The 19,428-nt window shown below is 54.2% G+C and carries 19 protein-coding genes; 10 read left to right on the top strand and 9 right to left on the bottom strand.

The annotated features are described in order from the left end of the window. From ACOSDR_RS00875 to ACOSDR_RS00885, 3 genes are read left to right on the top strand one after another with little or no spacing between them, the layout of a single operon-like run. Window positions 1-2,235 (top strand): TonB-dependent receptor, encoded by a 2,235-nt coding sequence (locus ACOSDR_RS00875; protein ID WP_420722939.1) that lies wholly within the window; start codon window positions 1-3, stop codon window positions 2,233-2,235. A 57-nt stretch (window positions 2,236-2,292) separates the two neighbouring features. After that, window positions 2,293-2,973 (top strand): Fe2+-dependent dioxygenase, encoded by a 681-nt coding sequence (locus ACOSDR_RS00880; RefSeq protein WP_420722940.1) that lies wholly within the window; start codon window positions 2,293-2,295, stop codon window positions 2,971-2,973. Window positions 2,974-3,020: 47 nt separating this feature from the next. Then, on the top strand, window positions 3,021-4,169 hold the full coding sequence (locus ACOSDR_RS00885) for a PepSY-associated TM helix domain-containing protein (protein WP_420730116.1): 1,149 nt from the start codon (window positions 3,021-3,023) through the stop codon (window positions 4,167-4,169). A 25-nt stretch (window positions 4,170-4,194) separates the two neighbouring features. Here the strand turns inward: ACOSDR_RS00885 and ACOSDR_RS00890 are convergent, their stop codons facing one another. Continuing rightward, the gene (locus ACOSDR_RS00890; protein ID WP_420722942.1) at window positions 4,195-4,614 is read right to left on the bottom strand and encodes a Tat pathway signal sequence domain protein; all 420 of its coding nucleotides are present in this window, start codon (window positions 4,612-4,614) and stop codon (window positions 4,195-4,197) included. Window positions 4,615-4,976: 362 nt separating this feature from the next. On the opposite strand from ACOSDR_RS00890, the gene ACOSDR_RS00895 reads away from it, so the two are divergent. Beyond that, entirely contained in the window at window positions 4,977-7,319 is a 2,343-nt protein-coding gene (locus ACOSDR_RS00895; RefSeq protein ID WP_420722943.1) for a sulfotransferase, read from the top strand. 73 nt (window positions 7,320-7,392) lie between these two features. Here ACOSDR_RS00895 and ACOSDR_RS00900 read toward each other — a convergent pair whose 3' ends face one another. From ACOSDR_RS00900 to ACOSDR_RS00925, 6 genes are all read right to left on the bottom strand, one after another. Next, window positions 7,393-7,569: a hypothetical protein gene (locus ACOSDR_RS00900; RefSeq protein ID WP_420730117.1), complete on the bottom strand. Its 177-nt coding sequence runs from the start codon at window positions 7,567-7,569 to the stop codon at window positions 7,393-7,395. Between the two features lie 192 nt (window positions 7,570-7,761). Beyond that, a complete protein-coding gene (locus tag ACOSDR_RS00905; protein ID WP_420730118.1) occupies window positions 7,762-8,448 on the bottom strand; it encodes a YoaK family protein in 687 nt (228 codons plus the stop codon). Window position 8,449: 1 nt separating this feature from the next. Further along, window positions 8,450-8,872 carry a DoxX family protein gene (locus tag ACOSDR_RS00910; protein ID WP_420730119.1) on the bottom strand — a complete coding sequence of 141 codons (423 nt, stop codon included), beginning with the start codon at window positions 8,870-8,872 and terminating at the stop codon, window positions 8,450-8,452. A gap of 1 nt (window position 8,873) precedes the next feature. After that, window positions 8,874-10,739: an amidohydrolase gene (locus ACOSDR_RS00915; protein ID WP_420730120.1), complete on the bottom strand. Its 1,866-nt coding sequence runs from the start codon at window positions 10,737-10,739 to the stop codon at window positions 8,874-8,876. Window positions 10,740-10,768: 29 nt separating this feature from the next. Further along, window positions 10,769-11,053, bottom strand: coding sequence for a XapX domain-containing protein (locus ACOSDR_RS00920; protein WP_420730121.1), 285 nt, complete (start codon window positions 11,051-11,053; stop codon window positions 10,769-10,771). A gap of 61 nt (window positions 11,054-11,114) precedes the next feature. After that, window positions 11,115-11,795, bottom strand: a complete 681-nt coding sequence (locus ACOSDR_RS00925) for a hydrolase (RefSeq protein WP_420730122.1) — start codon at window positions 11,793-11,795, stop codon at window positions 11,115-11,117. 169 nt (window positions 11,796-11,964) lie between these two features. Between ACOSDR_RS00925 and ACOSDR_RS00930 the strand changes: the two genes are divergently transcribed. Beyond that, window positions 11,965-12,873 carry a helix-turn-helix transcriptional regulator gene (locus ACOSDR_RS00930; RefSeq protein WP_420730123.1) on the top strand — a complete coding sequence of 303 codons (909 nt, stop codon included), beginning with the start codon at window positions 11,965-11,967 and terminating at the stop codon, window positions 12,871-12,873. 8 nt (window positions 12,874-12,881) lie between these two features. On the opposite strand, the gene ACOSDR_RS00935 is transcribed toward ACOSDR_RS00930, so the two are convergent. Continuing rightward, window positions 12,882-14,411: a trimethylamine methyltransferase family protein gene (locus ACOSDR_RS00935; RefSeq protein WP_420730124.1), complete on the bottom strand. Its 1,530-nt coding sequence runs from the start codon at window positions 14,409-14,411 to the stop codon at window positions 12,882-12,884. Between the two features lie 85 nt (window positions 14,412-14,496). Between ACOSDR_RS00935 and ACOSDR_RS00940 the strand changes: the two genes are divergently transcribed. Then, window positions 14,497-15,114: a LysE family translocator gene (locus ACOSDR_RS00940; protein WP_420722952.1), complete on the top strand. Its 618-nt coding sequence runs from the start codon at window positions 14,497-14,499 to the stop codon at window positions 15,112-15,114. Here the strand turns inward: ACOSDR_RS00940 and ACOSDR_RS00945 are convergent. Then, window positions 15,111-15,467: an accessory factor UbiK family protein gene (locus ACOSDR_RS00945; protein WP_420722953.1), complete on the bottom strand. Its 357-nt coding sequence runs from the start codon at window positions 15,465-15,467 to the stop codon at window positions 15,111-15,113. The two genes, ACOSDR_RS00940 and ACOSDR_RS00945, sit on opposite strands and share 4 nt — an antisense overlap. A gap of 163 nt (window positions 15,468-15,630) precedes the next feature. Between ACOSDR_RS00945 and rfaD the strand changes: the two genes are divergently transcribed. Genes rfaD through pgeF form a run of 4 tightly spaced genes read left to right on the top strand, consistent with a single transcriptional unit; the run spans window position 15,631 to window position 19,422 of the window. Further along, complete coding sequence (gene rfaD / locus ACOSDR_RS00950) at window positions 15,631-16,614, top strand: ADP-glyceromanno-heptose 6-epimerase (RefSeq protein WP_420722954.1); 984 nt, start codon at window positions 15,631-15,633, stop codon at window positions 16,612-16,614. A gap of 16 nt (window positions 16,615-16,630) precedes the next feature. Next, window positions 16,631-17,455, top strand: a complete 825-nt coding sequence (gene lgt, locus ACOSDR_RS00955; protein WP_420722955.1) for a prolipoprotein diacylglyceryl transferase — start codon at window positions 16,631-16,633, stop codon at window positions 17,453-17,455. Between the two features lie 8 nt (window positions 17,456-17,463). Then, window positions 17,464-18,612 (top strand): class I SAM-dependent methyltransferase, encoded by a 1,149-nt coding sequence (locus ACOSDR_RS00960; protein WP_420722956.1) that lies wholly within the window; start codon window positions 17,464-17,466, stop codon window positions 18,610-18,612. Window positions 18,613-18,615: 3 nt separating this feature from the next. Continuing rightward, window positions 18,616-19,422, top strand: coding sequence for a peptidoglycan editing factor PgeF (gene pgeF, locus ACOSDR_RS00965; RefSeq protein ID WP_420730125.1), 807 nt, complete (start codon window positions 18,616-18,618; stop codon window positions 19,420-19,422). The last annotated feature ends 6 nt before the right edge of the window (window positions 19,423-19,428 follow it).

Raw genomic sequence — 19,428 nt, forward strand, 5'->3', positions numbered from 1 at the left:
ATGTATAACGACTTATCCCTGAATAGACTTACCGCAACAGACATCCCTTTTAGTCATCGCCTTAAGGCGGGAACAGCCATTGGGGCACTATTGGCCTGTATGATGGCCGCACCGGCGCATGCACAATCGACCAATCAGCCCGCCAATGGAACGCAGGCCAGTGACACCCCCATTCAATTGGCGCCGATCGCTGTCGAAGGGAAAGAAGACAGCGGCTACAAGACGGATAAATCAGCGTCCAGCAAATTTACCGCACCATTGGTTGATACACCCAAAAGCGTCACCGTCATTCCTCAGGAAATTATTGAACAACGGAATGCAACCAGCCTTGATGAGGTTCTTAGAACCACGCCGGGCATTACCTTGGGTGCGGGTGAGGGGGGCATCCCCAGTGCGGACCGACCGAATATTCGCGGGTTTTCTTCTGAAGGAAACATCTTTGTCGATGGTATTCGTGATACCGGGTCACAAACACGCGACACGTTCAATGTGGAACAAGTGGAAATTGTCAAAGGTCCAGGATCCGCCTATAGCGGGCGCGGCTCTACCGGGGGCAGCATTAACCTGGTGACGAAGAAAGCCACCCTGGATGAAGATTTCCTTGGTGGGAACGTGTCTGTTGGATGGCCTTTCAGCAAGCGGGCGGCCGGGGATGCGAACTATGTCCTATCCGAACATGCGGCAATTCGATTGAATGTGCTGGTAGAAGACAGCGAAGTCCCAGGGCGTGACGAAGTGACAACCAGCAGCTTAGGCTTTGCCCCGTCAATGGCCCTGCAATTTAATGACACGACCAAGGCGACGGTGAGTCTGTATCACCTGCAAACCGATGATATGCCTGACTATGGTCATCCCTATGATCCTGCGACCGGAAAGCCTGTCGATGTTGATCGTGATAACTTCTATGGTTTGACCAACCGTGATTTTCAGGAAACCCAGGTTGATTCAGCCACGTTCGATTTTGAACATGAACTGAATGACAGCCTGACCCTGCGCAACGTGTCGCGCTATAGCTGGTCTGAGAATGATTATATCGTTACCAACCCGAATGACAGTGCGGCGGATAACATTTCTGAAGGCAGTGTTTGGCGCGCCATTAAAAGCCGCAATTCAGACACCACAGTCGTGTCCAATCAAACCGATCTGTCTGGTGATTTTGAAACCTACAATCTGAAGCACAGCTTCAATGCCGGGATTGAAATCAGCTATGAAACCAGCCGCAACCGGAACTATGTTGTCGATACCGGCAATCGTGATTGTTCTGTTGGCGGTGTCGGTGCTGCGGGTGGGTTCAATTGTACGACCCTGGCCGCACCGAATCCAAACGATCCATGGACCGGATCCATCACGCCGAGTGCAAACTCTACGAAAACTACGGTCAGCACGCGGTCGATCTATGGCTTTGATACGATCGAATTGGATCCGCAATGGCTGGTGAACTTTGGTCTGCGGGTAGATGACTATAAAACGACATCCGGCGCGCTGGAGAATGAATCGACATTCGTTAATTACCAGTTGGGGGCGGTCTACAAGCCGGCGTCTAACGGCAGCATTTATGTGTCCTATGGTACGTCTTCAGAACCTCCGGGTTCCACCGCTGGAGAGGGGGGTGATAACATCTCAACCAGCAATGCCGACCTGGATCCGGAAGAATCCCGCAGTTATGAGATCGGGACAAAATGGGATCTGTTCGAACAAAAGCTTGCGGCAACGGCGGCTGTTTTCCGGACCGAAAAGACCAATGCGCGATATTCAACGGCACCGGGGCGCGGGGCACCTCAGGCATTGGGAGGTGAGCAGGTAGTCAATGGGCTCGAACTTGGCGTGTCCGGGGATATCACCGATGCGTGGCATGTCTTTGGGGGATATACCTTCATGCATTCCGAAATTGTCGATGACGGCCCCGTTTCGACAGATGAAGGCAACAAGATCCCCAATGTTCCTGCCCATAGCATGAGCATTTGGTCGACCTATGACATTCTTCCAGATGTGAATCTGGGGGGTGGGGTCACCTATGTCTCCCATCGCTTTGCCAATTCGTCAAATGACAAGAAAGTCCCAGCCTATTGGTTGTTCGATGCGGTCGCGACATACACCGTCCAGGAGAATGTCGACCTGCGCCTGAACGTGAACAATGTGTTCGATACGACCTATTATGTGAAACCGTATGCGACCCATTTTGCGACGGTAGGGACAGGTCGATCAGCCGTAGTGTCCACCAGCTTTAAATTCTAACGACGGAAATACCCGACCCCCTGCGTCCTGTGGGGGGTCGGTCGGAGGGCTCTATTCATGATGTTGCAGATTCCAAATGTTCTGGACCTGGATCAGGTCGCTGAATGCAGAAAGCATTTGGATGCTGCTGAATGGGTTGATGGGCGGGTGACTGCGGGACATCAATCCGCACAGGTTAAGAAAAATCAGCAGATACCGGAAGACCACCCGGTCGCTCGCCAGATTGGGGATGCCATTGTGTCGATCCTCAACAGGCATCCTTTGTTTATTTCTGCGGCGTTGCCGAAGCGAATTTTCCCACCTCTTTTCAACAGTTATGCCGGGGGGCACAGCTTTGGCAGCCATGTTGATAATTCCATTCGCCAGATTCCAGGCACCAATGAGCGAATCAGAACGGACCTGTCCGCCACCCTGTTTCTATGTGCACCGGAAGACTATGACGGCGGGGAACTGATCGTTGAAGACACCTATGGCAGCCATTCTGCAAAACTGGGGGCGGGTGACATGGTGCTCTACCCGTCCACCAGCCTGCATCATGTCCGCCCCGTCACGCGCGGCGCACGTGTGTGTTCCTTCTTTTGGATGCAAAGCCTGATCCGGGACGACGGGCATCGCACAATCCTGTTCGATCTGGACCAGTCCATTCAACGCCTGGGGCGGGATCACCCGGATCATTCAAGCATCATGGAATTGACGGCGATTTATCACAACCTTTTGCGGCAATGGGCGGAGCTTTAGCCAAGATGAGCAACCTTGATACGACGCAATCTGAAAGCAAGTCCTTTATGACTAAAGTTAGTGGCAAAGGGCTGCGCTGGCTGTTGGCGGAAATCCATCTATGGTTCGGACTAATTCTATGTGCACCCCTGGTGCTGTTAGGATTAAGCGGCAGTTATCTGATGTATCATGACGAACTCGACGCCCTAGTGGCGGGGGGGCCGGCTTTTGAAGTATCAGATGGCACATCCCAAAGTGTTGACGCCATTATCGCTGTGGCCGCCGCCGCCGCGCCCCAGGGCTTTAGTCTGCGCATGATCAGAATGCCAGACGGGGCAGGGGAACCTGTCATCGCGCGCATTGGGCCCGATGGCGCAAGCTTTCGGGATCCCCGTGCGAAAAGCATTGCCGTTGATCCCGTCACTCTGGATGTTTTGGGAGAGGTCGTTGGCGGGCGTAGCCTGTTAACAGGGATTATGCATGATATTCACAGTCACGCGCTGATTCCGGGTGGAATTGGACGCCCTATTGTTGGGTGGCTGGGTGTTATCATGCTGTTCCTGTGTGGATCGGGATTAATTATCTGGTGGCCCAAGCCCCGAAAATTATGGGCGGCCCTGACCATAAAGCGGGGGGCGCGCGGTTTGCGTTTGCATCGTGACCTGCATGGCGCTGTGGGGTTCTGGACCTTGATTGTCTTTACCATTGTCAGCTTCACGGGCGTTTATATCGCATTTCCCAATCCGGTCGCCAGCCTGATGGAAACAGTCTTGATGGAGGAACGCTCATCCCCGCCAGGTCCCCCGGTGAAGGCGGCTGAGGGCGTTCCTGAAATGGGATTGCAGGATGCGGTGCGTCTGGCTGATACGGTCGTGTCTGATGTGGACTTTGTTCTGGCGATGATGCCGTTCCGCCCCGGACAACCCCTGCGCGTTCAGTATAACGTGCCTGGTTCAGCAGAAGGCGCCCCAAAAGTGACGGTGATGATCGATCCTTGGAAGATTGATGTTGTAAAAGTCGAAGATCCCCGAGCCTTTGGCCGAACGGATATGGCTGTCGCATGGCAGCGTCCGCTTCATGCGGGCGTTGGACTGGGACCAATCTGGAATGGTCTGGTGTTTATCTCCGGCTTTCTGCCGCTGTTGTTTTCGATTACGGGCATTTCAATGTGGTGGATCAAACGCCGCGCACGCCAGAAGCGGGGGCGGGCTGCCTGACCCCGCACTGGCGTTATGCGATTGGTTATTTGATAAAAGTCAGGTCCCCTTTTGCCGTGGGTGTAATGTAGCTCAGACAGTTGGCCACAGGGCCATTGGCGTCCGCACAGGCCAGGACATCATTCAGCAACATCCGGCCCAGGGTCGGGCAGGCCATGTCGGCGATGTCGAAAATCTTCAGACCTGTCTTGCCGATGGGCAGTGGCGCAGTCTCAACTGCCAACCGCTTGGCGACAACGCCGTCTGTATCAAACAGGACAAGATCCAGCTTCAACGTTTCCAACGCCCGCCCGCTTTCATTTCCAACGATCATATAAACGCGGCAGGCATCCCCTTTGGTTTCGGTCTTGTTCAATTCGACATGGATCGTCTGTTCTGCAGCATAGGCTGGGGTGTTGGCTAACATGGACACCGCAAGAAGCGCGGATGCGAGACTCTTTTTCATTTCTTTTCCTTTCCGGCGATTTACACGCTGGCATTAAATTCGTGGTGATGTACCCGTCCCAATAAGGCTGGGATAAGGATCAGGCTGCACAATAATAATGATAATCATTCTCAAATAAAGTCTTTAAACAGAAAATACTTTTTCACATTGATCTGCGTCAGAATGCCTGAGCCGTGGGCATGCTGATTAGTGACATGCAGATTTATTGAAGCATTAGGGCAACTGGGTTTTCTGATATGCGTGCACTGAATTGCATGCTATTTCTTGCGATGAAATGGGAAGGTTATCCTCAATAATTGTTTAGATAATGTTGTGAGTTGAATTTTATCGATATGAATTCAGAATTGGATATTTGGGGACCTATGGACACAGGTAGACTAAAAATAAAACCGGCGTGGTTATTAGTAACAATCGGGATCATAGCGTTTGCTAAGGTTGGGTTCATTCTTTCATTCCTGACGCAGAATCCGGAGTTTTCAGTAGTTGGGGATGCCGCAGATTACATTGATCTTTCGCGGTTGATCGCACAGGAAAGTCCTGATTGGTACACATCAGACTACTTAATTCGGGCACCTGGTTATCCGGCATTTCTGGCTGGAATGCGGTTGCTGGGATTTGATCAGTCAATCCATTTTGTATTGGCCAATGTGGCGCTTGGTCTGGGCATGGCGTTGCTGGTTTTTGATATTGCGCGTCGCGCCGGACATTGGCGCATCGGGTGTGTTGCCGCCTTGATCATCAGTGTCGATCCAACACTTTTTTACTACCAGACGATGGTCTTAACAGAGACGCTTTTTGCGTTTCTGGTGACATTGATCCTTTGGATTCTGTGTGTCCCTTTGACGCTGGAATTGGGGAGCCGCAGAAAGCTGTTCCTATATGCCGTCGTATTAGGGGGGATTGCGGCCCTGGCGCTGACGGTTCGGCATGTCATGCTGATGTTTCCCGCAGTTCTCGCAGCTATTTTTCTAATTCATGCGCTTACCAAAACGATGCGGTGGCGAGAGGCTTTTCTGGTATTTGTGATCGCGACAGCCCCGTCTATCGGTGTTGCCACGGCCTGGAGCGCTTATAACCAGAAGGAATTGGGTATAGAGAGCGTCCGCTCAGTGGGGCAGCATCTGCATCTGTGGCGCGGCCCGTCAATTGTGTCGCGCGCAACAGGCCAGGATCGATGGGTTGTCCGGGCTGAGATGGAAGCTGCCATTCCCGAAGATATCCGAGATGATCCCGCAGCCCGTGACGCCTATCAACGCCAGGAATTCCTTAAAATCATTGCTCGGTATCCGGTGGCGTTTGTAACCGATGTCGCTGTCGGTGGTGCAAAGCTGTTACTCGCTCCGTCTCAAGGGCCATTGGAACGCTTTTTTGCGGATGAACTTGATGGTAATGCGGGAAACCTTGATTTCTTGGGGTTCAGTCAAGAAACCCGTACCCTGTGGGGAACCTATATAGCGAAGGTCCCTGGATTCTTTCTTGTGCTGATTTTTTCCAGTGCGTTGACTTTGTGTGTCGCGATGGGGACGATACTGGCACTTCTTCGCTTTCCCCGCTGGCCAAATGACATCAAGAGCTTTTTCTTCGTTCTGTTTATTGTGTCTGCGTATTTCATTGTGCTGTCATCCAGTGCCTCATTGGATTCCCGCTTTCGGACACCCTTCATCGCCGCCCTAGTGTTGCTGGCTACGTTTGGATGGTCCGCTCTCGGACGCGATGTCCGGGACTGGTGGAGTCAAAGCAGCCCCCGCAAGGTCCTCATGATCGCTGTAACCATTCTGGGAAGCCGCAATTCGGTGGCGTATCAGATAATCTTATTCAAGCTTCTTCGCATGGTATGTTTTCCGTTAGATTTCATTCTTTCATGGTTCAGTTGGCAAGGCCCCCGCGATGACAGGGCAGCGCGGCATCTTGGTCCGGTAATCGTCATCGGAAACCACCGCAGTGGGACAACAATCCTTGCTCAGGTGCTGCAAAACACCCTGCCCCTGGCGCCCATGGGAAATATGTCGATTCTGTTTCCAAACGCCCCGGTCGTCTACAGCCTGTTTCGGTTCGTAAAGGGCACGGTCGCGACGACCAGTAAGAACTTTTACGGCTTTTCTGCGGGCTTTTTTGGAATAAGCGATTGTTATGAGGTCTGGGACCGCTGGTTTGGTGTTGATCACAGCCATCCCAGAATGCCGGATGACAGGCATCGTGCTGCTGTTGACATCCAGAATTACTTCTCCTGTCTGGCAGATGCAGCCAACACAGCGGTTCTCGCAAAGAATAACAGGGCGACATTATCAGCAGGAATGCTTGCCCTGGCTCTGCCTGAGGCAATTTTTGTTTATGTTGAGCGCGACCCCGACGCCGTGATTCGATCGGTTCTAACTGCAAACAAAGCATTCTACGGTGATGTGCGATTTATTTGGGGATTACGCCCCACACCTGATTTCCCTCGCGTGGCCCCGGTTGGGAAAGCGCAGGAAACCGCTGCGGCACAGCAACGCGGTCTAGAGATAGCCATCGCAGAACAACTTGCTCAGATCCCACCGCATCGTCTGGTCAAGATTTCCTTCGCCTCCCTGGTTGCGCAAGAGAAATCTGAGATTGAAACTGTGATTGCACAGGTGGCGAAACATCTCAAAATTCCATATTCTCCCTCTGATCAAACTACGTTTCCCATCATCACCCCCGCAAATGAGAAAGCGGTGCAAAGTTAACGGGCCTATCGGAAGGCACCAGATTGATGGTTCGGATGGGCTGCAAATACCAAAGAATTATCGCTGATTCTATTCACCAACTGGCGCTGCGCCGCCCGCTTTCATTTCCAACGATCATATAAACGCGGCAGGCATCCCCTTTGGTTTCGGTCTTGTTCAATTCGACATGGATCGTCTGTTCTGCAGCATAGGCTGGGGTGTTGGCTAACATGGACACCGCAAGAAGCGCGGATGCGAGACTCTTTTTCATTTCTTTTCCTTTCCGGCGATTTACACGCTGGCTTTAAATTCGTGGTGATGTACCCGTCCCAACAAGGCTGGGATAAGGATCAAGCTGCACAATAATAATGATAATCATTCTCAAATAAAGCTGTTTGCTGTAAAAAAATCGCGACTTTATGGAAGGAAGTGCTTGTGAATCTACCCGATGGTGAAAAATTGTTCAGGGGCGGCGCAGGGTTATACTCAATAATCCCAAAACCAACACGAAACCGGGCAACAGCATGGTTTCTAACCCATATGCACGCTGAGACAGTGCGCCCAGGGCACAACCGACCGCAAAACTTAAAACCAGATACAGCATGCGAAATTTTGGGGAAGCATTAGGCTTGGTAGTGTTGGGAGTCTCTTCACGTTTGCCGATCTTCAGCGTATAGGCCAATTCCAGCGCAATGCCGGTCACATTGCCGGTCATTACCGTAAAGGGCGCGCCCAGCCGACTATCAAGCCGATGGGCCGCGTTGAGCCAAGCCATCGCGACCACCAAGCCCATGGAGGCGATGGTATCGGGTATGGATGGGCTCAGACACGCGGCCCCAATCCCTGTGATCAGCAGGGCAGAAAGGAAGAGCAGGAGCAGAGTTTGACTGTCTTTGGAAAGGCGCCCGGAAACACCGCCTGCAAGCGCGGCAGAAAGGAAGAACAAGGGGAAGGAAATCAATTGCAGCACGGTTGAACTGCCATGTCCGACACTTTCCAACCCCGCAACAGTTGCACCCAACAGAACAAAGTTGCCTGTGACGTGGGCGACGAACAATCCACCCATATGCACGAAAACCGCCGTATCAATATAGCCCGACAGAAAGGCTAGAATTAAAGACAGAAGAAGATTTGCGCGGAAGGCGGGCATATCAGAGAATTTCCCTCATTCGGGCCAGGATGGCGGCAACCATCAGACCGCCAATTAACCCCATATGCTCCGTAAAGGTAATGAATTGACGTATGGTGTCTTCCGGTGGGGCGTTCCAGAAATTATGAGCGATCAAGGTTGCCAGGAAGCTGAAGACCCCCAAAGCACCCGCCCCCAACCAACCAAACCTGCCGATAATCAGAGACAGCGAGCCCAGCAATTGCACCAGAATTATCAGAGCCGTGATCAGCATTGGTGCTGGTAAACCCAGCCCTGCCGTTTCTGCCATGGCATCAGAGAAGGCGGTCAATTTGGCAATGCCGCTGGTCCAGTATGGACAGGTCAAAAGAACCAGGGCGACCCATCGCAGCACGTTGTTTTCCAACAGAGTATTGATTGCGGACGTTACCGAATAGGATGCCATGTCATACCGCCCAGCAGGCACATCCCAAGGCCCCCCAGAAGGATTTCAGGTCAGAAACGGGGGCGGATGCTGTCCAGGCCTGGGCATGATCATGACCATGTACGGCACAGCCAATGTCACAGCCACAGGACGTTGCGGCGGCCCGTTGCACAGTGTTGGGAACGGATGCTTCCTTGTGATAACCCCCGAAGGAATTGACCGGTGACCAATCTGGCATGGCTTTGGGGGGCGGTGGTGCCAGGGGGCCGAATTCTTCCGATCCCCAAACCACCCGCCCACCCAAGAGCGTCAGCACAGATGTCGTCTGGCGGATCTCATCGCCGGGAATAGAAAAGAAGTCCCGATCCAGAACGGCCAAATCGGCCAGTTGTCCAATCTTGATTTGGCCCTTCTTGCCTATTTCGTTTGAAAACCAGGTGACCTTTTCTGTCCACATGCGTAAAGCCGTCTCGCGGTCCAGGCAATTTGCATCGGGATACAAACGCGTTCCCCCCAAGGTGCGCCCCGTCACCAGCCAGGACAGCGAAACCCATGGATCGTAAGACGCCACACGGGTTGCATCGGTTCCGGCTGAGACCTCCACGCCAGCATCCAAAATCGCCTTAAAGGGCGGTGTCGACTCAGCAGCGGTGGCACCATAACGCTCCACAAAATATTCGCCCTGATAGGCCATCCGGTGCTGAACAGCGACTCCTCCCCCCAGCGCCGCAACCCGATCAATGGAGCGCTTTGAAATTGTCTCGGCATGGTCAAAGAACCAATGGATTCCTTCCAGCGGAATATCCTTATCGACCTTTTCAAACACATCCAGGGCGCGGGAGATGGTTTCGTCATAGGTCGCATGCAAACGCCACGGCCATCGGTTCTGGGCTAGAATGCGGATAACATCTTCCAATTCCCCTTCCATTTCCGGGGCCATGTCCGGGCGGGGCATGCGAAAGTCTTCAAAATCGGCGGCTGAGAAAACCAGCATTTCCCCAGCACCATTCAGACGGAAGTAATCATCGCCCTGTTGATATTTGTTCTCCTTGGTCCAGCGCAGGAAATCTTCCTTCTCTTCTTTTGCCTTCTGCGTGAACAGGTTATAGGCAATCCGCAAGGTTAGCTGACCCTCATCATGCAGTTGTTGGATAACCTTGTAGTCATCGGGGTAATTCTGAAACCCACCCCCGGCATCGATCACGGAGGTGACGCCAAGCCGGTTCAGGTCCCGCATGAAGTGGCGGGTTGAATTGACCTGATAGTCAAACGGCAAAGTCGGTCCCCTCGCCAGGGTCGCATAAAGAATCCCTGCATTGGGGCTGGCGATCAGCAATCCTGTTGGATTGCCTGCGGCATCCCTCTGGATTTCCCCACCCGGCGGATTTGGTGTGTCCTTGGTATATCCGACAGCGCGTAAGGCGGCGGCGTTTAACAAGGCCCTGTCATATAGGTGCAGAATGAAGACCGGCGTATCGGGTGCGACCGCGTTGATTTCATCCAAGGTCGGCAACCGCTTTTCGGCAAATTGATGTTCACTGAAACCGCCAACGACCCGAACCCATTGCGGGGGTGGGGTGATGCTGACCTGATGGCGCAACATGCGCATGGCATCTGCCAAGCTGGGAACGCCATCCCAGCGCAGTTCCATGTTAAAATTCAGCCCCCCGCGGATGACATGAATATGATTGTCGCACAGGCCGGGAATGGCCCGACGGCCCGACAAATTGATGACCTTTGTGGATGGTCCAGCGCTGTTTAGGATTTCGGATGCATCGCCGACGGCAGAAAAATATTTATCAGTAATTGCAACGGCTTCGGGCGCGGGATTTGCCGGGTCCAACGTCGCGAACTTGCCATTGATCAGGATCGTGTCAGGCGCTGTCATGTTTTCGTCCCTTAAAAACAGTGGATCACTCAACCAACGGTCTTAGGCGGGTTTTGATCGTTCTTATCGGTTTCACCATGACGCTCGGGCAGGGCGCCGAACATATGATTGGCACAGGTTTCTTTGATGACTGAGAGGGATACTGTTTGCTCGCTGATCATTTTCTTGACCAGGGGTGGGATTTGTTCCCCAACCAAAATGCCCAACAGTCCAACCAGCGCCACAATCGGCGGTGCGGGAGAACGGACGTTCAACACCCCATAAATAATGCCAACCAATAGCCCAACGGCGATTGCGATGATATACATCTTCATGATGCCTCCAAAAGCCGCACAGCCAATGCTGCGCGGCTTGTTTCAAGGATAGGGGCGACGGTTACTTCGCGGGAACCGGTGCCAGTCGATCGCTGTGGGGGACCCGCTCCGGGGCCTTGTGAACCATGGTATAGGCATAATCGACGCCCATACCGTAGGCACCGGAATGTTCCTTCACCAGGTCCATAACGGCATCATAGGTATCCCGACGGGCCCAATCGCGCTGCCATTCCAGCAGGACCTGTTGCCACGTCACCGGCACAACGCCGGCTTGGACCATGCGATCCATAGAATATTTATGCGCATCGGCTGAAGTGCCGCCGGAGGCGTCCGCCACCATGTAGATCTCATATCCCCCTTCCAGCATCGCGGAGAAGGCGAAAGAGTTGTTGCACACTTCCGTCCACAGACCAGACACGACGACTTTCTTCTGGCCATTCGTTGCCAGGGCATCGCGCACCTTCTGATCATCCCAGGAATTCATGGAGGTGCGTTCCAACAGAGGGGTCTCAGGAAAGACAGCTAAGAGTTCAGGATAGGTATGCCCAGAAAAGCTCTCTGTTTCGACGGTCGTAATGGTCGTTGGGATATTGAAAATCTTCGCAGCCTTCGCCAATCCAACCGTATTATTTTTAAGCACTTGGCGGTCAATCGATTGAACGCCGAAAGCCATTTGCGGTTGATGATCAATGAAGATGATTTGGCAATTGTGAGGGGTCAGCAATTCCAGCTTTTTGGTCATTATGCGCCATCCATTCGTCGGTTGGTGATAGGGTCATTGTTTCCGACGAAGTCTTTACATACTTCCCAAACCATATCTTCTATAATTCCACGATTTGGTTTTGCACGATTTTGCTTTTTTGAGCTGACTAGAATTTGTGACGGTTCTGGTACACGAAGAGCTTAACGGCATGGGAAAACACGCCTTCACAGAAGATCCAGAACATTGTCTGGCCTATCGGCGGATCACAGTAGACCCTTTGCCGAGAATTTATGGCTTGGGTGATGCCTGGGATATGCCCGTTGTGCGCCACCGAAGCATTTTGGGGGAGGGGGCAGATTTCGCAGGTGTGTCACACTATGTGCTTACCTATCATATCTCAGGATCCCCCGTGCAACGTGCTGATCGTAAAGAATCAACCCAGCTTGCCAGAACCGGGTCCATTTCGTTGCAATTGCCAGGCAGTGGGGGAAGTTTCCGGTCCTTAGGCAATGGTGCGGTTGAATATGCGCATCTTTATTTCCAACAATCCCTGTTGGATGCGGCGTTAGAGACAGTGTCTGTTACGTCTCAGAAGCAGCCAAAAGAAGACTTTTTTGGTCTGGTAGATATCACATGGCAGCGGGATATTATGACCTATCTGGAACGGGCCAAAGACACGCTGTGTCCACCAACAACGTTGGAAATGGACGCGCGGGCCATCGTTTTGATCCAGGGATTATTGCGGGTTGTTGAAGGAACGGCTCTTCAGAACACTGCAGTTTTGCAGGCGGGCCTGAAGGAACGGGAAGTAAGCAAAATCAAACAATACCTGCTGTCCCGTTTGAACGAAAAAATTCGCCTGAACGACATGGCGGAGATTGCCGGTTTCAGCCCCTATCATTTTGCCAGAAAGTTTAAGGCCACAACCGGTGAAACCCCGAATGCGTATCTGATGAGAATACGCCTTTCCCAGGCCGTTAAGTTACTAAGGGAGACGCAGATGCCCATTTCGGAAATCGCGTTTCAGGTTGGTTTTTCCAGTCAGTCCCATCTGACACGACGCTTGAAAGAGGAATATGGATTGCCACCCGCAAAGCTGCGAAATGCTGAGCATTAAGGCGGGCGTTACCCACCAACTGGCGCTGCGCCGCCCGCTTTAGTGTGGCTTTCGATATAGGCTGCGATGCGGTCACAGGCGTCGGCGGCTGTCGGTGGAGGTGTGTATTGTGCCAGTCGCTGTTGCCAGATTTTAGTGGCCCGTTCGGCAGAATGGACTGCGCCAGACTCCTCCCATGTGCCATGGTTTCGCAGGTCCGCCACCAGCGGCGCATAGAATGCCGTGCTGAACCGGGACATTGTATGGGCAGTGTCAAAGAAATGCCCGCCGGGTTGGACATCGCTGATCGCATCCCAGGCCAAGCTGTCATCGTCCTGAGGGAGTTGTGGGCACAGTTCGGCTAAGGTTTGCAATGCTTCCACATCGTTGATGAATTTCTCATAGCCGAAGGTCAGTCCCCCCTCTAGCCAGCCTGCAGCATGCACTGTCAGTGTCGCATGCCCCATCATCGCAGCCCAAAGGCCCATATGGTTCTCTCCAGCGGCCTGCATGTCATTGGCATTGGAGGCAGATCCGGCGGCCGATCGCCAGGGCAGGCCGATATGGCGCGCCAATTGCCCGGACCCGATGGTCATTTGCATATGCGACGGCGTGCCAAAGGCAGGGGAGCCGGATTTCATATCGACATTGGACCCAAAACCACCATAGCTGACCGGGGCACCAGCGCGGGTGACTTGCGCCAGTGTGATGGCCGCCAGGGCTTCTGCATGTTGCAGCACCAGCGCCCCGGCAATGGAGACCGGTGCCATGGCGCCCGCCAGACAAAAGGGGGTGATGATGCTCAATTGATTGGCACGGGCGAAATCAATGATGCCTTCGGCCATCGGGATATCAATCTGGCGTGGAGAATTGGTGTTGATCACGGTGGAGGCCCAAACAGCGCTATCGAAGTCTGCGTCACTGAGGTCAAGAGCGAGGCGGATCAGTTCGAAACTCTCCATCGCCTGCGCTCGACCGCGCGCATAAACGAACATCAGCTTGTCGCCATAGGCCAGTTGCGTTTTCAGCGTGGCGTAATGCCGCAAATTGCTGGGAACATCCTGTGGCTCCACATTCGGTCCGAACATGTGCAGGACATCAAAGGACTGCACCAATTTGGTGATCTCCTCCAGATCACGCAGCGACCCTGGGCGTCGTCCCCGTGTTAAGTCTGTGGCATTGGGACAACCCGCTCCGGCGGCGAACAACATCGCGCCAGGTTCATACTGTTGATATCGTGCAGGGTTGGCACCGCGCATTTGAAAGGACTTAGGCGCCGTGGTCAGGGCCGCCTGTACGATATCGCGCCCGATCCGCACCATATGCGTGTCAGAATCAACCAGAGCACCGGCACTTTGCAAAAGCTCTCTGGCTTCCGAATGCAGGATTTTCATCCCCAATTCCTCCAGAACCCGCAAGGCTTTGTCATGAATGGCGGCGATGGTTTCGTCTGAGAAAACAGATTGTTGAGAAAAAGGATGGCGTAGCTGTCTGTAATCTGGCTGCCGGGCAATTGCTGCTACGGATCTTGATTTTCTGCCGCCGCGCCGTCTGTCCATTGTTCCCCCTAAGTGTCGCACTGATCTTCCCAATCGGGAGACCATACGCTATAGCCTGATCATAGTTCAAAGAGGATTTGTGGCGATGGAAGTCTCTGGATTTATCACGTATGCGGTTGCACTGGGGATTGCTGTGGCTATTCCCGGTCCCGGCGTGATCGCGCTTGTGGCCCGATCTTTAGGGGCTGGTTATCGTCCGACCCTGCCTATGATGATGGGCATGGCACTGGGGGATGTGGTGTATCTGACCGCTGCGGTGCTGGGCCTGGCCTATATTGCCAGCACATTTGGGATGGTCTTTACGATCATTCGATATCTTGGCGCGGCCTATTTGCTGTTTCTGGCCTGGAAATTCTTTCAGGCGAAGCCAGAGACAAGTCAGTTCCAGACGCAGAGAGCGCAAGGGCCAATTGTAAGCTTTCTGGGGGGCTTGGCGATTTCCTTAGGAAATCCAAAGGTGATTGTGTTTTATCTTGCGCTGTTGCCGACTTTTGTCGACCTGCGAAGCGTTACGGGCTTGGATTTAGGTCTTCTGATTGGGCTTACATTCGTCGTATTGATACTTGTCCTGTTGCCCTATGTCATTCTGGCCGGGCGAGCGCGGACCTTATTGCGCACACCAAAGGCATTGCGATTGCTTAATCGCACAGCAGCAGGATGCTTGACCGGGGCCGCAGTCGTCGTTGCAGCGAAATCAGCTTAAGAGGCGGGTTTGGCCGTCGGTTCAGCAGCCTTCGCCTTCACAGTCGTCTTCTTGACGCGCGCTTTCTTGGCAGGTGCCGCCTGCTTGGTACCTGATGCCTTTTCCAGCTTTGCCAGGCGGGCCTCAAGGTCTTTCACTACAACGGTCAGCTTTTCCTGTTCTTCCCGCGCACGGCGTGCCACGGCGGCCATGGCGTCGAATTCATCGCGGGGGACCAGATCCATATCGGACAACAGGCGTTCCACCCGCTGCCGCACCGCAGATTCCGCTTCCTGTTTCATGCCGCCCAGGGTGCCCATGGCACCACCGGCCACTTTCGCGACGTCGTCGAAGAATTTGCCTTTGGTCTGCATGATACAGGCTCCCTGATTGCGAAGGACTAGTTGCCCTATACATATTCCTGATCCCCCTATAGGGCAATGGGGCGGGGTAATCGGGTGGGGCAATGGTTGCGGGCCCCGGTCTTGGGGATTATGAAGGAACCCTGTATTCAGTGTGTCAGGTTAGGAGAGCCGAATGATCCTGGTAACCGGCGGTGCGGGCTTTATAGGGTCCAACCTTGTGGCGGCCCTGGCTGCCCGAGGGACGCGACAGATCGCAGTCTGTGATCGCTTCGGCACGGATGCCAAATGGAAGAATGTTGCGAAGCATAAGATTGCCGCAACGATCCTGCCGGAAAACCTGATGGATTGGCTGGGGGAGAATGGTGGCAGCATTCACTGTGTCTTCCATATGGGCGCGATTTCCGCGACGACAGAGACGGATGTTGATGCGATTCTGGAAAACAATCTGAACCTGTCTATGAAGCTGTGGTATTGGTGTGCGGAAAATGATGTTCGCTTCATCTATGCCTCGTCTGCGGCGACCTATGGGAATGGGGCGCTGGGCTTTGACGATGATAATGACCCCCAGGCCCTGGCCGCATTGCGACCGTTAAATCCCTATGGCTGGTCAAAACAGTTATTTGATTGCAATGCCAGACGGTTGTCGGATCAAGGGGCGGCCCCGCCGCAATGGGCTGGGCTGAAGTTCTTTAATGTCTATGGCCCGAATGAGTATCACAAAGGCGGTATGCGGTCCGTCGTCCATCAGGTGTTTGGTCAGGTTCAGGAGACAGGACGCGCGACGCTGTTCCGCTCGCACCATCCAGATTATGAGGATGGTGGTCAGATGCGCGATTTCGTTTGGGTCCACGACTGCGTCAATTTGATGCTGTGGCTGTATGACAACGAACCCGTTTCCGGTATTTTTAATTGTGGGTCGGGCAAGGCCCGCAGTTTCCTGGACCTCGCACGGGCTGTCTTTGCCGCCATGGGCTTGCCCGAGGCGATTGATTGGCGCGACACGCCAGAGGAAATTCGCCGCCATTATCAATATTTCACAGAAGCGCGCATGGACCGCATCGTTCAGGCGGGCTATACTCTGCCCGCAACGACACTGGAATCGGGCGTTGCCTGCTATATTCGTGATTATCTGGCGACAGACGATCCGTACCGCTGAATAAAGGCGACAGATTATGGAACAAAGCGTCTGGATACATGATTTGGATCCGGTGATTTTCTCAATCGGCCCATTTGATCTTCGCTGGTACGCCCTGGCCTATATCGTAGGGCTGGTCGTCGGGTGGCGCTGGGGCATGCGATTGGCCGCAAAAAGCCCGCAAGCCATTCAGCCCGATCATGTTGATCGCTTCCTGAACTGGGCGGTAATCGGGGTGATTGTCGGCGGGCGTTTGGGCGTTGTCTTGTTCTATCATCCAGCGGCTTACTTCGCGGACCCGATCCAGATTCTAATGGTCTGGAAGGGCGGGATGTCGTTCCATGGCGGGGTGCTGGGCGTCCTTGTGGCGATGCTGATTTTCGCCCGGATGAACAAGATTCCTTTGTTTTCCCTGACCGATATCGTCTGCACCGTAGCGCCCTTTGGCATCATGCTGGGGCGGATCGCCAATTTCATCAATGGGGAACATTGGGGACGTGTTACCGATGTGCCTTGGGCAATCGCATTTCCTCATTCCGGTGACTTGCTGCCCCGCCATCCCAGCCAGCTCTATGAATGTGCGATGGAAGGTGTGTTGCTGCTGACCATTCTGATCATCGTCCAGCGGCGGTTCAATGGATTGGCGCGCCCCGGGCTGCAATCTGGTGTGTTTCTGATTGGGTATGCCTGTGCGCGAATGGCGGGGGAAATCTTCCGCGAGCCTGAAATCCTGATGCAGACATTGCCCTTTGGCACGACATGGGGCCAGTGGCTATCCCTTCCCATGCTGTTGGGCGGTGCCTATCTGGTCTATCGGGCCTTGCAGCAAGCGCCTTTGTCGAAATCCCCCAAGAAGGCTTAACAAAGCAAGTGACGGTACCGTATTCTATGCCCGCTCAGACACCAGTCTCTGCCCTTATGACGCCTTGCGAGGAACATCTTCGCCGGCGCATTTTGCATGAAGGGCCGCTGACCATCGCTGATTTCATGGGGGATGCGTTGGGCCATCCTCAGCATGGCTATTATATCACCCGCGATCCATTCGGGCGGGCAGGCGATTTCACGACGGCCCCGGAAATCTCTCAGATGTTTGGGGAATTGATTGGTTTGTGGTGCGCCGAAGTCTGGCAACAGATGGGGGCGCCTGATAAACTTCATCTGGTGGAAATTGGCCCTGGGCGCGGCACCTTGTCTGCCGATCTGCTGCGGGCGGGAAAACGTTTGCCGGGCTTCCTGAAGGCCAGTGATCTGCATCTGGTGGAAACCAGCCCAGTCCTGCGCGATGTTCAGGCCCGCAGTCTGGAACGCGCACCCGTGCCTGTATCCTGGCACAGTGATATCGCAACCCTGCCAGAAGATGCGCCCCTGTTGATCGTCGCGAATGAGTTCTTTGACGCCTTACCGATCCGTCAGATTCAGCGCGTTCAAGGCGGATGGCGGGAACGTTTGCTGGCGATTGACCCCCGAAACCATGCCTTGGCATTGACCCTTTCGCCGGGCCCTAGCGTCCTGGAGCCCTTGATCGATAAGACGCTGAGGGACCGCGCAAAGGTGGGCCGTGTGGTTGAACTGGCCCCCCTGGCCTGGCGTATAGCCGCGGATCTGGGGGCACGTTTGGCGGCCCAGGGCGGCGCGGCGCTGATCATCGATTACGGCTATGCGGGTCCCGCTACAGGCGATACCTTGCAGGCGGTGAAGGCACATAAGCCCTGTGGCGTTCTGGAAACACCGGGGGAGGCGGACCTGACCGCCCATGTTGATTTCACGGCCCTGGCAAAAGCTGCGGCAGAAGCAGGCGCGCGCGTTTCGCCCTTGCGCACCCAGGGGGATTTCCTGCGGGCGCTGGGCATTGAGATCCGTGCCCAGAATCTTATGAAGGTGGCATCCGGTTCAGGGGCGAAACAGATTGAAAGTGCACGCGATCGCTTGATCGGGGCCGATGGAATGGGCACTCTGTTCAAAGTTCTGGGCCTTGCCGGTCCAATGACGCCCCTGTTGCCAGGTTTGGAGCCCGCCTGATCCATGACCGATGCGCCGATCCCCCTGCAGGATGATGCTTTATCTGGACTTTCAGGGATTGTGCATGGCTTTTTCACGCGAAAGGGCGGTGTCAGCCAGGGGATATTTGCCGGTCTGAATATCGGCCTGGGGTCTGCTGATGATCAGGCGGTGGTCGCGGACAATCGCGCCCGGGCCATGGCGGCCCTGGACTTACCCGCAAATGTCTTAAACACTTTATATCAGGTTCACAGCCCGGATGTGGTCGTGGTGGATCGGGCGTTTGATCCAGACGCTTTGCCCAAGGCGGATGGCATGGTGACCGACAGGCCTGGACTGGCCCTGGGGATCGCGACAGCAGATTGCGCACCGGTATTGTTTGCGGATGGTCGCGCGGGTGTTATCGGTGCCTGCCATTCCGGGTGGAAGGGCGCGATTGGTGGCGTCGTCCAGGCGACCGTGGCGGCGATGGAAAGCCTGGGGGCCAATCGATCCAATATCACGGCGGTTCTAGGCCCCTGCATTCATCAACCCTCCTACGAGGTCGGACCTGAGTTTCAGGCGCAGTTTGTGGCCCAGGATCCCGCATTGGATCGTTTCTTTGTGTCCTCTGCGCAGGTCGGACATTTTCAGTTCGATCTGCCCGGATTTGTGCTGGATCGTATGCGGGTTAGCGGTGTTGGGCGTATTGCCCATATCGCGGAAGACACCTATGCCGATCCTGATCGCTTTTACAGCTTCCGTCGCGCGACGCACCGAAAAGAGCGCAACGCGGATGGTTCCATTGATTATGGGCGGTTACTGTCAGCAATTGCCCTTGTATCAGAATAGGAGACC

This window comes from Hwanghaeella sp. 1Z406 (assembly GCF_048892425.1).
Lineage (GTDB): Bacteria > Pseudomonadota > Alphaproteobacteria > UBA8366 > Aestuariispiraceae > Pacificispira.

Excerpts from the sequence above, each read along its gene's own strand:
- ACOSDR_RS00875 (WP_420722939.1), top strand. The coding sequence starts at position 1 with ATGTATAACGACTTATCCCTGAATAGACTTACCGCAACAGACATCCCT.
- ACOSDR_RS00880 (WP_420722940.1), top strand. The coding sequence starts at position 2,293 with ATGATGTTGCAGATTCCAAATGTTCTGGACCTGGATCAGGTCGCTGAA.
- ACOSDR_RS00885 (WP_420730116.1), top strand. The coding sequence starts at position 3,021 with ATGACTAAAGTTAGTGGCAAAGGGCTGCGCTGGCTGTTGGCGGAAATC.
- ACOSDR_RS00890 (WP_420722942.1), bottom strand. The coding sequence starts at position 4,614 with ATGAAAAAGAGTCTCGCATCCGCGCTTCTTGCGGTGTCCATGTTAGCC.
- ACOSDR_RS00895 (WP_420722943.1), top strand. The coding sequence starts at position 4,977 with ATGGACACAGGTAGACTAAAAATAAAACCGGCGTGGTTATTAGTAACA.
- ACOSDR_RS00900 (WP_420730117.1), bottom strand. The coding sequence starts at position 7,569 with ATGAAAAAGAGTCTCGCATCCGCGCTTCTTGCGGTGTCCATGTTAGCC.
- ACOSDR_RS00905 (WP_420730118.1), bottom strand. The coding sequence starts at position 8,448 with ATGCCCGCCTTCCGCGCAAATCTTCTTCTGTCTTTAATTCTAGCCTTT.
- ACOSDR_RS00910 (WP_420730119.1), bottom strand. The coding sequence starts at position 8,872 with ATGGCATCCTATTCGGTAACGTCCGCAATCAATACTCTGTTGGAAAAC.
- ACOSDR_RS00915 (WP_420730120.1), bottom strand. The coding sequence starts at position 10,739 with ATGACAGCGCCTGACACGATCCTGATCAATGGCAAGTTCGCGACGTTG.
- ACOSDR_RS00920 (WP_420730121.1), bottom strand. The coding sequence starts at position 11,053 with ATGAAGATGTATATCATCGCAATCGCCGTTGGGCTATTGGTTGGCATT.
- ACOSDR_RS00925 (WP_420730122.1), bottom strand. The coding sequence starts at position 11,795 with ATGACCAAAAAGCTGGAATTGCTGACCCCTCACAATTGCCAAATCATC.
- ACOSDR_RS00930 (WP_420730123.1), top strand. The coding sequence starts at position 11,965 with ATGGGAAAACACGCCTTCACAGAAGATCCAGAACATTGTCTGGCCTAT.
- ACOSDR_RS00935 (WP_420730124.1), bottom strand. The coding sequence starts at position 14,411 with ATGGACAGACGGCGCGGCGGCAGAAAATCAAGATCCGTAGCAGCAATT.
- ACOSDR_RS00940 (WP_420722952.1), top strand. The coding sequence starts at position 14,497 with ATGGAAGTCTCTGGATTTATCACGTATGCGGTTGCACTGGGGATTGCT.
- ACOSDR_RS00945 (WP_420722953.1), bottom strand. The coding sequence starts at position 15,467 with ATGCAGACCAAAGGCAAATTCTTCGACGACGTCGCGAAAGTGGCCGGT.
- rfaD (WP_420722954.1), top strand. The coding sequence starts at position 15,631 with ATGATCCTGGTAACCGGCGGTGCGGGCTTTATAGGGTCCAACCTTGTG.
- lgt (WP_420722955.1), top strand. The coding sequence starts at position 16,631 with ATGGAACAAAGCGTCTGGATACATGATTTGGATCCGGTGATTTTCTCA.
- pgeF (WP_420730125.1), top strand. The coding sequence starts at position 18,616 with ATGACCGATGCGCCGATCCCCCTGCAGGATGATGCTTTATCTGGACTT.